11 protein-coding genes are annotated in these 14,166 nt (G+C 68.0%); 5 read left to right on the top strand and 6 right to left on the bottom strand.

All coding sequences use genetic code 11. The features are described from left to right. Positions 1-3: 3 nt before the first annotated feature. Positions 4-2,490 (bottom strand): penicillin acylase family protein, encoded by a 2,487-nt coding sequence (locus Ga0609869_RS11770; protein ID WP_125404125.1) that lies wholly within the window; start codon positions 2,488-2,490, stop codon positions 4-6. Between the two features lie 80 nt (positions 2,491-2,570). On the opposite strand from Ga0609869_RS11770, the gene Ga0609869_RS11765 reads away from it, so the two are divergent. Next, positions 2,571-3,443 carry an NAD(P)-dependent oxidoreductase gene (locus Ga0609869_RS11765; RefSeq protein WP_125404124.1) on the top strand — a complete coding sequence of 291 codons (873 nt, stop codon included), beginning with the start codon at positions 2,571-2,573 and terminating at the stop codon, positions 3,441-3,443. A gap of 171 nt (positions 3,444-3,614) precedes the next feature. Further along, a complete protein-coding gene (locus Ga0609869_RS11760; RefSeq protein ID WP_125404123.1) occupies positions 3,615-4,076 on the top strand; it encodes a hypothetical protein in 462 nt (153 codons plus the stop codon). A 79-nt stretch (positions 4,077-4,155) separates the two neighbouring features. Here the strand turns inward: Ga0609869_RS11760 and Ga0609869_RS11755 are convergent, their stop codons facing one another. Together Ga0609869_RS11755 and hemB are read right to left on the bottom strand one after the other, a co-directional pair. Continuing rightward, positions 4,156-4,713 carry a lipid-binding SYLF domain-containing protein gene (locus Ga0609869_RS11755; RefSeq protein ID WP_125404122.1) on the bottom strand — a complete coding sequence of 186 codons (558 nt, stop codon included), beginning with the start codon at positions 4,711-4,713 and terminating at the stop codon, positions 4,156-4,158. 292 nt (positions 4,714-5,005) lie between these two features. Further along, a complete protein-coding gene (gene hemB, locus Ga0609869_RS11750) occupies positions 5,006-6,007 on the bottom strand; it encodes a porphobilinogen synthase (RefSeq protein ID WP_125404121.1) in 1,002 nt (333 codons plus the stop codon). Positions 6,008-6,124: 117 nt separating this feature from the next. On the opposite strand from hemB, the gene Ga0609869_RS11745 reads away from it, so the two are divergent. The 3 genes from Ga0609869_RS11745 to Ga0609869_RS11735 all read left to right on the top strand — a co-directional run bounded on the left by Ga0609869_RS11745 (position 6,125) and on the right by Ga0609869_RS11735 (position 10,598). Beyond that, a complete protein-coding gene (locus Ga0609869_RS11745) occupies positions 6,125-6,652 on the top strand; it encodes a component of SufBCD complex (RefSeq protein ID WP_125404120.1) in 528 nt (175 codons plus the stop codon). 33 nt (positions 6,653-6,685) lie between these two features. Beyond that, positions 6,686-10,126 (top strand): transcription-repair coupling factor, encoded by a 3,441-nt coding sequence (gene mfd / locus Ga0609869_RS11740; RefSeq protein WP_125404119.1) that lies wholly within the window; start codon positions 6,686-6,688, stop codon positions 10,124-10,126. Positions 10,127-10,265: 139 nt separating this feature from the next. Further along, positions 10,266-10,598, top strand: a complete 333-nt coding sequence (locus Ga0609869_RS11735; RefSeq protein ID WP_125404118.1) for a GYD domain-containing protein — start codon at positions 10,266-10,268, stop codon at positions 10,596-10,598. Positions 10,599-10,603: 5 nt separating this feature from the next. On the opposite strand, the gene Ga0609869_RS11730 is transcribed toward Ga0609869_RS11735, so the two are convergent. The 3 genes from Ga0609869_RS11730 to Ga0609869_RS11720 all read right to left on the bottom strand — a co-directional run bounded on the left by Ga0609869_RS11730 (position 10,604) and on the right by Ga0609869_RS11720 (position 14,163). Further along, positions 10,604-11,830, bottom strand: a complete 1,227-nt coding sequence (locus Ga0609869_RS11730) for a multidrug effflux MFS transporter (protein ID WP_125404117.1) — start codon at positions 11,828-11,830, stop codon at positions 10,604-10,606. 160 nt (positions 11,831-11,990) lie between these two features. Next, positions 11,991-12,647, bottom strand: a complete 657-nt coding sequence (locus tag Ga0609869_RS11725) for a DsbA family oxidoreductase (RefSeq protein WP_125404116.1) — start codon at positions 12,645-12,647, stop codon at positions 11,991-11,993. Beyond that, complete coding sequence (locus Ga0609869_RS11720; RefSeq protein ID WP_125404115.1) at positions 12,634-14,163, bottom strand: class I adenylate-forming enzyme family protein; 1,530 nt, start codon at positions 14,161-14,163, stop codon at positions 12,634-12,636. The genes Ga0609869_RS11725 and Ga0609869_RS11720 overlap by 14 nt, the downstream gene beginning before the upstream one ends. Positions 14,164-14,166: the final 3 nt, after the last annotated feature.

Genomic DNA, 14,166 nt, shown 5'->3' with positions numbered 1-14,166 from the left:
ATCCTAGTCCGTCTGCCCCGCCGCGCCGCCCTCGGGCAACAGGCGAGTCACGCCGACGGAGGCCGCGCGCGCGAGTTCGGGGTCGAGGCTCATCGGTACGTATTCGCCCCGGCGCCAAAGCTCGCCCAGATCGTCGTAATGCCGGCTCAGCGGATGGCCCGACTGGCCCGTGGCGGTCACGAAGACCGAACTGTCGGGATCGGCGAAATCGTAGACGCCGCGATAGCCGGGACCGTGGACATTGGTAAAGGGGTCGGGGCCGGTGCCCGCGGTCAGCCCGCGCATCAGCGTATTGTCGCCACCGCTGGTCGATTGGCGGATGTTCGTCACCCATTTCAACAGCGGCGTGTCGCCCAGCACCAAATGGTCGTGCAGCGCCTGGTGCGCATCGCCCCAGCGCAGGCTTTCCAGCGCGCCGCCGTGATGCTCGTCGATCCAGATCAGCGCATCGTCGAGCGCCAACCGCGCCATGTCGGTGCAGGTCTCGCGCGCGGTCGACTGCATCACGTCGCACCAGTCGCCGGCGCCCTCGACATCGCGGAAAACCCGCTCGATGAAAACCGGATCGACATGGATGAAGGCATCGGCCAGCGGCCCCAGGTCGTCACGGATCAGCCGGTCCTGCAAGGCGCGCATCCAGGCGGCATAGATCAGAGGTTCGGGCAGGTGTTCGCTCATCTCGCCGTTCCAGTTGGCCAATAGCAACAGCGCGCGCTGGCGGCGGCGCTCGGGCGTGCCTTCGGGGGCGGGCTCTCCGGTAAACCACAGATCGCGGCCGACCAGCGGCAGCAGCGACCGCGCGGTAAAGCTGACGGTGTCGAGCTGCGCCTCGATAAAGCTGTCGCGGGTATGCACCTTGCGGTTCTGCATCAGCCGCCGCCAGCGTTCGATGCGCTGGGTGTCGCCCCAGTCGTAGGAGACATGGTTCGGGAACGGGCGCTCGACCGTCTTGTTGTTGGTGTTTCCGACGATGCCGCCTCCGGGATCGACGAAGCGCGGGTTGGCGGAATAGGGCAGGTAGCCCCGCCAGCGGTTTTCCTTGTGCCAGCCGGCGCTGGGCAGGCGGCCCTTGCTCTGGTGGGCGGGGTCGCGCCGCGGCATCCGGCCGACCATCTGCAGCGCGATATGGCTGCGATCCGCCAGGATCAGGTTGACCGCCGGCGCGACGAACAGCTCGCCCGCGGCCTGCCCCTCGTCCACCGAATGCGCCCGCATCAGCCGCAGCGCCGCGGTCATCGTGGTATCGGACGGGTCGAACAGCGTGCGTGCCAGCGACACCACGTGGCCGGGCGGCGTGATCGCCGCCAGGTCGCCGTGCCGGCCGGGCAGGACCGGGCCGTTTTCCGACCGGCGCAGGGTGATGGTGACCGGGTCGGCATCCTTGACGCGGATGATCGAGCGGCGGGTTTCCAGCGGCTTGTAGCCCTCGGGCGTCAGCACCTCTTCGGGGTTATCGGGGTTCAGCTTTTCGATGTAGAGATCGGCATCGTCGAGATAGGCCAGCGTGATGCCCCAGCCCAGATCGGCGCTGCGGCCCGACATCACCGCGGGAATGCCCGGGATCGTCGCGCCGATCACCCCGCCATCGGACAGCTCCAGCCGCGCGAGGTACCATTTCCCCGGCGCGGTGAAATCGAGATGCGGGTCGTTGGCCAGCAGCGCGGCGCCGGCGGCCGAGCGATCCGGCGCCGCGGCCCAGGCGTTCGAACCCGAGCCGTTCTGCCAGCCCTTGATCGGTGAGAACGGGTCGGGCAGCGCTGCCGAGCGGATCGGACGCTGCGCCGGCAGATCGGGAAACAGCGCGGCGTAATCGGGCAGTTCGGCCACGCCGCGGCCCGGCGCGTCAGGCATGATATCGCGCACCCTGTCGTCATCGAGCAGCAGCGACAGCCGCGCGCGCAGCACCTCGCGGTCGGATTGCGAGGCTATCTGCAGGGCCGTCAGCTTCATCACCGCGATGCTGTCGGCCGGCGTCCAGGGGGCGATCTCGCTCGAGAACATGAAAAATTCCGGCGCGCCGCGGCCCAGTGCCTCGCGGTTGACGGTGTCGATCCAGGCGTTCACGCCGGCGGCGTAGGCCGCAAGCGCGCGCTTGGTGGCCTCGTCCTGCGCCGCCACGGATGCCAGCGACGCGCCATAAAGGTCCATCCGCCGCATCAGGTCGTCGGTGGCGAAGGCCCGCGCGCCGAACGCCTCGCTCAGCTTGCCCTGCACCGTGCGGCGGAACAGCGTCATCTGCCACAGCCGGTCCTGCGCATGGACGAAGCCGAGGCCGAAAAACACGTCCTCGTCGGTCTCGCCGAAGATATGCGGCACGTTGGAATTGTTGCGCACGATCTCGACCGGGGCCGACACCCCGTCCAGCCGGTAGGTCGCGTCGTAGTCGGGCAGCGACCTCGAGGCGAGGTAATACCCGACACCCAGCACGCCCACGACAAGGAATGCGATGCCGAAAAACAGCCGCAACAGCCAGCGAAAGAGGTTTGGCATGGCCTGTCCCGTTGTTGACGCTCGCCGCCCGGCCTGTACTTAGGGGGAAACTGCCAAGCATGCAACGAAGGGAGCGCACAATGGCCAAGGTGGCATTTCTGGGTCTGGGAGTAATGGGCTATCCGATGGCGGGGCACCTCGCCGCCGCGGGCCACGACGTGACCGTCTACAACCGCACGGCCGCCAAGGCCGAGGCCTGGGTGGGCCGGCATGGCGGCGCCGCGGCCGCGACCCCCGCCGAGGCGGCGGCGGGCGCTGAGTTCGTGATGTCCTGCGTGGGCAACGATGACGACCTGCGCAGCATTTGCACCGGCGAGAACGGCGCGTTCGAGGGCATGGGCGAGGGCGCGGTCTTCGTCGATCACACCACCGTTTCGGCCATGGTGACGCGCGACATGGCCACCGCCGGCGCGGAAAAGGGCGTGGGCTTTGTCGATGCGCCCGTGTCCGGCGGGCAGGCTGGCGCCGAGAACGGCCAGTTGGTTGTGATGTGCGGCGGCGACAGCGCGGCCTACGACCGGGCCGAGCCGGTGATCGCGGCCTACGCCAAGCTTTGCAAGCGCATGGGCGAGACCGGCGCGGGCCAACTGACCAAGATGGTCAACCAGATCTGTATCGCCGGGCTGGTGCAGGGCCTGTCCGAAGGGCTGAACTTCGCCGAAAAGGCCGGGCTCGACGGGCGCGCAGTGGTCGAGGTGATCGGCGGCGGCGCGGCCGGAAGCTGGCAGATGGTCAACCGCTACGAAACCATGCTCGACGACGAGTTCGAGCACGGCTTTGCCGTCGACTGGATGCGCAAGGATCTGGCGATCTGCCTGGCCACCGCAGAAGAGACCGGCGCCGGCCTGCCGGTCACCGCCCTGGTCGACCAGTTCTACAAGGACGTGCAAAATCTCGGTGGCGGGCGCTGGGATACCTCGAGCCTGATCAGACGGCTGCGCGCGCTGGGCTGACCATGCGACGTGAGGGGGGGCGCCAACGTATGCGCCGCCCCTATGTTCCAACCCGTAACATCACGATATCGTTGAGCTATTTCCAGGAACGCAGCGGCGCGGGGGCGTGTTGTCCTGTCAGATGGCGCGGACGGAAAGACCGCGCCGGACCAGAAAAAAAGGAGGTTCATCATGAAACGCCTTACCCTGACCGCCCTCTCCGCCCTGATGCTCGGCGGCACCGCGGCCGTGGCCTATACCGACGCGCCGCAGCCGATGGTCGACGAGGTGCGCAACGTGCTGGACAAGAACGGCTACTCGGACGTGCCGGTCGAACTGCTGAACGACCGGCAGATCGCGCAGATCTTTCTTGCCACGTCCAACAGCGACGGCGGCAGCCAACAGCGCGAAGAGATCGCCGCGATCCTGCCCGAGAACATCGAATCGCTCGAGACCGAAGAGCCGGTCATGATCGTGGTACCCGCGCAGGACACGATGACCGTGACGGTCCAGAACTATCTCGACGAGAACGGCTATAAGGCCGATGTCGACGCGCTGGAGCTGTCGCAGATCGCCTCGATCTACGCGCAGATCACAGCCGACAACAGCCCGTCGGAAACCGAGCGCTTCGTCCGCGACGCGCTGAGCGGGTAATCCTGCCCGACAGGTTTGCCAAGACCTTGAACCGGGGCCGGTCCGTTTGGGCCGGCCCTTTGGTCTTTATGCGCGCCCGTCAGGGAATGATCCGGGTGTATTTCGTGCCTTCCAGCGTCGCGCCGACGATCAGGCCGGCCTGCCCGAACACCACCGCGATCACCGGGTCGAGCGCGGTCAGCGTCTCGGCCGAGACGTTTCCGCCGCGGTCCTTCAGGGCGTATTCCATATCCGCCCCCGCCGACCAGCCGGGGCCCGAGCGGAACTCGGCCAGTGCCTCGGCTGTCATGAAAAACAGCGCGTGGGCGTATTGCTGCGCGCCGATCTGGAACCCGATGGTCGCCTGTGTGGCCGAGTAGTAATCCACCGTCACATCGTCGATCAGCAGCGCGCCGCGCCCGTAAGAGCCGCCGACACCGAGCCCGGCCTTGGTGATGAGCGGCATGTAGAGCACGCCCAGGGCCTTGGCGGCCAGGTCCTGAGTGCCCGGGTAGCGGGTAAACAGGTAGTTGCGCGTTGCATCGACCCGCGCGTCGATCATCGAGGCGCCGTCGCTGCCGATGCCGTTGCCGCACGCCGAAAGCGCCGCGGCCGCGCCGGCCCCGGCGATGACACCCCTTCGGGTGATAATGGTCATGGGTCTGCCCCCGTCCTTGACTGTTGAACTGCCTCTTGGTGGCCCTTCCGGCCATTGCTGCGGACAATAGTCGATGGCGCGGCGAAAGTCATCCGCCTGCGTGCCGCATCCGCGAAACCCTGCCGGTTCCGGTAAAAAAAGACCGGCGGCCCGCCATGGCCAGCGCCGGCCGCTGCCGCGCCGCCCGTCCTTTCCGGCTTCTTCTGGCCGTAAATATCCCGGGGGTCCGGGGGCAGGGCCCCCGGCGGCCCGAGCCCGCGCACCGCCGGCCGGCCGGGGCCCGGGTCCGCCCTCAGCCCGCCTTCAGCGCCCGCGCGGCCGCCGGTGCGAAATAGGTCAGGATGCCGTCGCAGCCCGCGCGCTTGAAGCTCAGCAGGCTTTCCATCATCACCTTGTCGCCGTCGAGCCATCCGTTCTGGGCCGCGGCCTGCAGCATCGCGTATTCGCCCGACACCTGGTAGGCATAGGTCGGCACGCCGAACTCGTCCTTCACGCGGCGGCAGATGTCGAGATAGGGCATGCCGGGCTTGACCATGACCATGTCGGCGCCCTCCATCAGGTCGCGCTCGATCAGGCGCAGCGCCTCTTCGGAATTGGCCGGGTCCATCTGGTAGGTCTTCTTGTCGCCGGTCAGCGCACCCGAGGCGCCCACCGCGTCGCGGAACGGCCCGTAAAAGGCCGAAGCGTATTTCGCCGAATAGCTCAGGATCGCCACGTCGGAATGGTCGGCCTCTTCCAGCGCGGTGCGGATCGCGCCGATGCGCCCGTCCATCATGTCCGACGGGCCCAGGATGTCGGCCCCGGCCTCGGCCTGGGCCAGCGCCATCCTGACCAGCGCCTCGACGGTTTCGTCGTTGACGATGACCCCGTCGCGGACGATGCCGTCATGGCCGTTGGCATTGTAGGGGTCGAGCGCGATATCGGTCATCACCGCGACCTGCGGAACCGCGGCCTTGATCGCGCGGATCGTGCGGTTCGAGATGTTGTCGGGGTTCCACGCCTCTTCGCAGGCCTCGGTCTTGAGCGCGGGGTCGGTATAGGGAAACAGGCAGATCGCCGGGATGCCCAGCGCCGCGGCCTCTTCGGCGGCCGCCACGGCCCGGTCGACCGATAGCCGGTTGACCCCGGGCATCGACGGCACCGGCTCTGTCACGTTCTCGCCCTCGCGGATGAAGATCGGCCAGATCAGATCGTCGGCGGTCAGCGTGTTTTCCGATGTCAGCCCGCGCAGGGCGGCCGATTTGCGCAGGCGGCGCAGCCGGGTGGCGGGAAACGGGGCAACGGTGGGGCGCATGGGCTTGCTCCTTGCATCTTTTGGCCTTTGGGTTGCACGGATTGCCGCGCATCACAAGGGTGGGAATCGCCCCGGACGGGCGGTAGATTGACCCCTCAAACACCGGAGGCCCACGGATTGGACTGGCACGAGACCGTCTTCGAGTTGATCGACATGCGGTCCTTTTCGAACTTGTGGTACTGGATCGCGCTGGCGGTGGTCTGGTCGACCTCCAGCCACTGGGTGCTGGGCGTGCCCTACGACCTGGTGCAGCGCGCCAGGCGCAGGGGCGGCGAACCGGCCGAGGATCTGCGCGACCTGGTGCGGATCAACGTCAACCGGATCCGCTACATCGTCCAGGTGGCCGGGCTGTGGCTGTTCGCGCTGGCCTCCTGCGCACTGACGCTGCTGGCGATCCTGGGCTTTGCCTACGATGTCGAGTTCTGCCAGGCGGTGTTCTTGCTGGCCTTTCCGCTCTCCCTCGTGGGTCTGCTCACGGCGATGTCCGCGCACAAGATCGCCAGTCGCGGCCTGACCGACGCCGCGCTGTTCCGCGAATTGCGCATTCACCGCCTGCACGTCCAACTCGTCGGCATCTGCGCGATCACCGTCACGGCTTTCTGGGGAATGTGGCAGAACATGCATGTCGGTGCATTGGGTGGTTGACAGCGCCGCGGCACCGGATAACTGAGCCGGGCCATGACAGACCCCCAGCATATCACCGCAGGCGGCGCCCCCGAGGGCTATGACGCCCGGCTCCTTGTCCGCGAGATGGAAAAGACCGGCCGCCCGGTCGTGCATGTCGCCCGCGACGATCGGCGTCTCGCGGCCACGCATGCCGCGCTGGCCTTTTTCGCGCCCGAGGCGGTGGTGCTGGATTTTCCCGCCTGGGATTGCCTGCCTTATGACCGGCTCTCGCCCAATGCCGATGTCGAGGCCGCGCGCATGGCCACGCTCGCCGCGCTGGCCCACGGGCTGCCGGGGCCTTTCATCCTGCTGACCACGCTGAACGCGGCCACCCAGCGGGTGCCCGCGCGTGACGTGCTGCGCGGCGCCTCGTTCGGGGCGGCGGTCGGCACGCAGGTCAACGAGGAGGCGCTGAAGGGGTTCCTGGTGCGCATGGGCTTTTCCCAGGCGCCCACGGTGATGGAGCCCGGCGATTACGCCGTGCGCGGCGGCATCGTCGATATCTACCCGCCCGGCGAGGCGGGGCCGGTGCGGCTGGATTTCTTCGGCGATGTGCTGGACGGCGCCCGGCGGTTCGACCCGGCCACCCAGCGCACCACCGAAAAGCTGGACCGGGTAGAGCTTGCGCCGGTCTCCGAGGTGATCCTCGACGAGGCGGCGATCACCCGGTTTCGCCAGAATTACCGTATCGAGTTCGGCGCGGCGGGCACGGACGATCCGCTCTACGAGGCCGTCAGCGCCGGGCGCAAACATGCCGGCATCGAGCATTGGCTGCCGTTCTTTCACGAGCGGCTGGAGACGCTGTTCGACTATCTGCCCGACGCGAGCGTCTTTCTCGACGATCAGGTCACACCCGCGCGGCTGGCCCGCTGGGCCAGCATCGAGGACCAGTACGACACGCGGGTCGAGGCGATGGCCCAGAAGGGGCGGATGGACACCGTCTACAAGCCCTGTCCGCCGCATCTGATGTATCTCGACGATGCCGGGTGGGATCGGGCGGTCGCCGGACACCGGGTCGTGCAGCTGGCGCCGCTGCCGCAGGGCACCGGGCCGGGCGTGACCGATGCGGGCGGCCGCATCGGGCGCAATTTCGCGCCCGAGCGCAAGCTGGAACAGGTCAGCCTTTTCAGCGCGTTGAAGGATCATATTGATGCGCGCCGCGCCGAGGGTGCCGTCGTCGTCGCCTCGTATTCCGAGGGCGCGCGCGAGCGTTTGACCGGGCTTTTGGAGGATGAGGGCGTGGTCGACGCCCGGCCCGCCGCCGATATCCGCGATGTGGTCGAGCCCCGCGGGCTCTACCTGACCGTCTGGGCGCTGGAACACGGCTTCCACGGGCCCGGCATCACGGTGATCTCGGAACAGGACGTGCTGGGCGACCGGCTGATCCGCGCGCCGAAAAAACGCCGGCGGGCCGAGAACTTCCTGACCGAAGCTCAGACGTTGTCGCCCGGCGACCTGGTGGTGCATGTCGAGCACGGGGTGGGGCGCTATAACGGGCTGGAAACCATCACCGCCGCCGGCGCGCCGCATGAATGCCTTGCGCTGGAATATGCCGGCGGCGACCGGCTGTTCCTGCCGGTGGAAAATATCGAGCTGCTCAGCCGCTACGGGCATGAGGAAGGGCTGCTGGACAAGCTGGGCGGCGGGGCGTGGCAGGCCAAGAAGGCCAAGCTCAAGGAACGCATCCGCCAGATCGCCGACAAGCTGATCCGGGTGGCCGCCGAGCGCGCGCTGCGCACCGCGCCGATCCTCGAGCCCAACCACCACATGTGGGAGGCGTTCTCGGCCCGCTTTCCCTACCAGGAAACCGACGACCAGCTCGCGGCCATCGAGGACGTGCTGACCGACATCGCCAGCGGCACCCCGATGGACCGGCTGATCTGCGGCGATGTGGGCTTTGGCAAGACCGAGGTCGCCATGCGCGCGGCCTTCGTCGCGGCCATGTCCGGGGTGCAGGTGGCGGTGATCGCGCCGACAACGCTGCTGGCCCGGCAGCATGCCAAGAGCTTTCGCGACCGCTTCCGCGGCTTTCCGCTCGAGGTGCGCCAACTTTCGCGCTTCGTCGGCCAGAAAGAGGCCACGCAGACGCGGGCGGGGCTGGCCGAGGGCACGGTCGATATCTGCATCGGCACCCATGCGCTGTTGGCGAAAAACATCCGCGTCAAGAATCTCGGCCTCTTGATCATCGACGAGGAACAGCATTTCGGCGTCTCCCACAAGGAACGGCTGAAACAGATGCGCTCGGACGTGCATGTGCTGACGCTGACGGCCACACCGATCCCCCGCACCCTGCAGATGAGCCTGACCGGCGTGCGCGATCTCTCGATCATCGGCACGCCGCCGGTCGACCGGCTGTCGATCCGCACCTATGTGGGCGAATTCGACACGGTAACGGTGCGCGAGGCGCTCTTGCGCGAGCATTATCGCGGCGGGCAGAGCTTTTTCGTGGTCCCGCGCATCAAGGACCTGTCCGAGATGGAAGAGTTCCTGCGCGACCAAGTGCCCGAGGTCAGCTTTGTCGTCGCCCACGGCCAGATGGCCGCCGGCGAGCTGGATGACCGGATGAACGCGTTTTACGACGGCAAGTTCGACGTGCTGCTCGCCACCACCATCGTCGAATCGGGGCTGGATATCCCCACCGCCAACACGATGATCGTGCATCGCGCCGACATGTTCGGCCTCGCCCAGCTCTACCAGATCCGCGGCCGGGTGGGCCGGGCAAAGACCCGCGCCTATGCCTATCTGACGACGAAACCCCGCGCCCCGCTCACGCCCACGGCGCAAAAGCGGCTGCGCGTGCTGGGCAGCCTCGACACGCTGGGGGCGGGGTTCACCCTGGCCAGCCAGGATCTCGACATCCGCGGCGCCGGCAACCTGATCGGCGAGGAACAGTCGGGGCACGTGCGCGAGGTCGGGTTCGAGCTTTACCAGTCGATGCTGGAAGAGGCGATCGCCAAGATCAAGGCGGGCGAGATGGAGGGGCTGAGCGAGGCCGACGAGGACTGGTCGCCGCAGATCAACCTCGGCGTCCCGGTGCTGATCCCCGACACGTTCGTCCCCGATCTCGACGTGCGGCTGGGGCTTTACCGGCGGCTTTCGGGGCTGGCCACCAAGGTCGAGCTGGAAGGCTTCGCCGCCGAGTTGATCGACCGTTTCGGCAAGCTGCCGAAAGAGGTCAACACGCTGCTGCTGATCGTGCGCATCAAGGCCATGTGCAAACGCGCCGGCATCGCCCGGCTGGATGGCGGGCCCAAGGGGGCGACGATCCAGTTCCACAACGACAAGTTTGCCAATCCCAAGGGGCTGGTAGAGTTCATCGGGGCGCAGCAGGGGCTGGCCAAGGTCAAGGACAACAAGATCGTCCTGCGCCGGGACTGGAAGAAGGACAGCGACAAGATCAAGGGCGCCTTCGCCATCGCGCGCGACCTGGCCGAAAAGGTCAAGGCCGGGTAACGGGCGAAAAACCCGCTGCAAGGGTTCTGGAGAATTTCCCGCGCGCATGAACGGCGTCGCGCGATATGCGACGCATCGCCGCATCTGTGCTATGATCCCGCCGCAAGACCAACGAGAAATCAAAACAAAGGGGGACGTCATGGCCACGCACATGACCCAGTTCAGCTATTCGGGCGATGCGATCAAGGCGCTTGTCGACAAGCCGCAAAACCGGCGCGAGGCGGTGTCGAAGGTGATCGAGGCCGCGGGCGGCAAGATGGAAGAAATGTATTTCACCTTCGGCGAGTTCGACGGGGTGGCGCTGGTGAGCTTCCCCAGCAATGTCGATGGGGCCGCGGCACTTCTGACGATCGGCGCCAGCGGTACGCTGTCGCGGATGCAGACCACCGTTTTGCTGAGCGTGGAGGATTCGGTCAAGGCGATGGAGAAGGCCAAATCGCTGCGCGACAGTTTCGTGCCCGCTGGCGGCTGAGCGCCTCAGCGTTCGGGTAGCCGCCGCATCAGCACCAGCGCGGCCACGACCGCCAGAAACGCCCCGGTCACCAGCGGCCGGGGCGTGCCGTCGAACATCTGGCCCACCGGGACGGCCAGCAGCACCGAGCCCACGGTGGCAATCGCGCCGATGATCGAGGCGGCCATGCCTGCGATATGGCCCAGCGGCTCCATCGCCAGGGCGTTGAGATTACCGATGGTCAGCCCAAGCAGGCCGAAGACGGTGATCGACCACAGCACGTAGGCCGGAAACTCGGCCCAATCGGGCCAAAGCCCGGCCCAGTACATCGTCGCCATCGTGCCCGACAGCACCACCTGAACGCTTAGCGCCCGGCGGATGAGGTAGCGCATGCCCAGCCGGCCCACCAGCATCGCGTTGAGAAAGCTCGCGCTGCCGGCGATGACGGCGATGAAGGCGAACCAGTAGGGGAAGGCCGGCCCGCGCCCGAAATGGATGTCGAAGACCTGCTGAACCGACGAGAGGTTCATGAACAGCAGCGAAAAGACAAGCGCCTGCACCAGCGTCGCGGTGCGGGCCACCTTGTCGGCGAAAACCTCGCGTGCGGCGGCGGCCAGCGGCGTCAGCCGCAGTGGAAGGCGGCGTGCCGGCGGCAATGTCTCGGCCTGGCGGATCGCGAACCAGCTGACCGAGACCAGAGAGAAGACCAGGAACACCCCGAAGATGCCGCGCCAGCCGACAAGCGCGATGATGCCCGCGCCCACGCTGGGGGCGATCGCCGGCAGCAGGGTGAAGATCATCATCACGAACGAGACGATGCGCGCCATCTCGCGCCCGGAAAACAGGTCGCGCACAACCGCCAGCGCCACCACCCGCGGCGCTGCTGCGCCCAGGCCCTGTACGACCCGGCCCAAAAGCACCAGTTCCAGGCTTTGCGCGAGGCCCGCCAGCGCGGCCCCGGCCATGTAAAGCAGCGCGCCCGACAGGATCACCGGCTTGCGGCCGAAACTGTCCGACAGCGGCCCGGCCACCAGCGTGCCGATGCCGATGCCGAAGGCGAAGCTGGTGATGATGAATTGCGCGTGGTTGGGGTTGTCGGGGGTCAGTTCGCGCCCGATCTGGGGCAGGGCGGGCAGCATCGCGTCGATGGAGAACGCCACCGTGGCGAACAGCAGCGCCGTCATCGCGATGAACTCGACACGGCCGAGGCGTTCGGGTTCGGATGCAGCGCCTGGGGCGCGTTGGTCGACCATCGGGGCTCCGGCGGCGTCAGTCCGTTGCACGGGCGGCCTGCGAACGGCACCGGCGAACGGTCGGGAAGGACAGGAGGGGCGGCACCAAGGCCGCGCTATAGCCGTTTACCGATCACACGGGCCTGCCCGGTGCAAGGCACAATCGGCGCACACGCGCTGTTCAGGCGTGCCCTTGCGGGGGGAGGTCGCGCATCTCTTCGACCTCGGCGATGGCCTGGTTCCACAGCTCGGTCGGCTGGGCCCCGGTCAGGACATGGGCGTTGGCCACGATGAAGGTGGGCACACCGGTCACGCCGCGGGCGCGGGCATGGGCGTCGCGCTCGCGGATCTGGTCCTTGTCGGCTTCCGACGCCAGAAGCCGGGCGATGGCCGCGGCGTCGAGCCCCGCACGCCCGGCAACCTCGGCCAGCACGGCATGGTCGCCGATATCCTCGCCCTTGTGGAAATAGGCCTCGTAGAGCGCGGCCACGGTGGCGTGCTGGCGCAGCTCGATCCCGGCCCAGTGGATCAGACGGTGGGCGTCCAGCGTGTTGGGCGTGCGGGCGATCGCCGCCCAGTCGATCTCGATCCCCGCCTCGCGGGCGTGGCTGTCGATATTGGCATAGACCTTGGCCGCGTTTTCCTTGCCGCCGAACTTGGCCTCGAGGTAGGCGGCGCGGTCCATGCCGCAAGCGGGCATGTCGGGGTTGAGCTGGAACGGGTGCCACTCGATGGTGAAGGGATGGTCGGGATGTGCCGCCAGCGCCGCGTCGAGCTGCGCCTTGCCGATATAGCACCAGGGGCAGATCGGGTCGGCCAGGATATCAAGCTTGAGCATGGTCGGCCTCGTAGGTCTGCCGGATCAGCCGGCGGTTGAGCTTGCCGTTGGCCCCCTTGGGCAGCGCGTCGAGCCGCACATAGAGCCGCGGCTGCTTGTAGCGCGCCAGGCGCTCCGCGGCAAAGGCGGCAAGGCCCGCCTCGTCGGCCTCGGCGCCGACGTAAAACGCGGCGATCACGGTGGTATCGGCCTTGACCGTCACCTCCGTGGCGGCGACCTCGTCCACGGCGGGGTGGTCCAGCAGCGCGCGCTCCACCTCCAGCGGCGAAACCCGCACGCCGCCCGCGTTGAGCATGTCGTCGGCCCGGCCAAGATAGGTGATCGCGCCGTCCTCGGCCATCTCGACCATGTCGCCGGTCAGGAACCATTCGCCCGCAAACCGCGCCTTTGTTTCCGCCTCGGCGCGCAGATAGCCCAGCATCAGCCCCGGATCGCGGGTCGAGACCGCCAGTTGCCCCGGTTTGCCACGGGCAACGGGCGCGTGGCCCTGGCCCAGCACGGCGATGCGGCGGCCCGGCTGGGGATAGCCCGATGCGGGCAGCGGCGCCGGCCGGGCCGGGCTGCCCGAGACGAAGGTCGAACATTCCGACATGCCCAGCGCCTCGTAAACCTTCGTGCCGGTGGCATCGGCCCAGGCCGCCCGCGTGGCCTCGGGCAGCTTTTCCCCCGCCGACAGGCCGTGGCGCAGCCTGGGGAAGGTCAGCGCGGGCGGGTCTTTCAGCATCTGCCGGTAGACGCCGGGGGCGGCGGCAAAGATCGTCGCGTCGTGCCGCTTGATCAAGAGCGGCAGCATCCCCGGCGCGACGTCCTCGGCCGGGATCAGCGCGGTCGCCCCCGCCGACCACGGGTCCAACAGCCCGGTGCCCAGCGTGAAGGTCCAGTTGAAGGCGCCGGCGTGCAGCAGCCGGTCGTCACCGGTCAGGCCGTACCAGCCCTGCCACATCATCCGGCGCGCCCAGACGGCGCGGTGCGCGTGGATCACGCCCCGCGGCCGGCCCGAGGTGCCCGAGGTGTAGACGACGTAGGCGGCGCGGTCCGGATCGCCCGGCGCATACGCGGCCGGCGCATGGCCGAACCAGCCGCGCAGCGTGTCCAGATCGGCCACCGGGCAGGACGGGGTGTCGGGCAGGGCGATGCCGGGGCCGGCCAGGATCAGCGCAGGCTCGATTTCCGCGGCCAGCTTGGCGATCTCGGGGCCGGTCAGCTGCGCCGAGGTGGGCACCGGCACCAGCCCCGCGGCGATGGCACCTAGAAAGGCGATGGGAAATTCCACCCCGTTGCCCAGCCGCATCAGGACATGCGCGCCGGGCGCCAGACCCTGCGCCAGAAGCGCACCTGCCAGACCCAGGACGGCGCGCTCCAGCCGGGCATAGCTCCATCTTTCCGCGCCGGACCGAGAGAGCACCGCCAGCGCTACCTTTTCGGGCTGGCGCGCGGCCGGGGCCAGGACATAGGCCGCCAGGTTGAACGGGGCGGGGCAGGGCGGCGGCGGCCCCTCGTCGAAGATTGCATCCATGGG

The organism is Rhodovulum iodosum, from assembly GCF_041020385.1.
GTDB classification, from domain to species: domain Bacteria; phylum Pseudomonadota; class Alphaproteobacteria; order Rhodobacterales; family Rhodobacteraceae; genus Rhodovulum; species Rhodovulum iodosum.
This window is presented reverse-complemented; position numbering and strand designations above follow the sequence as displayed.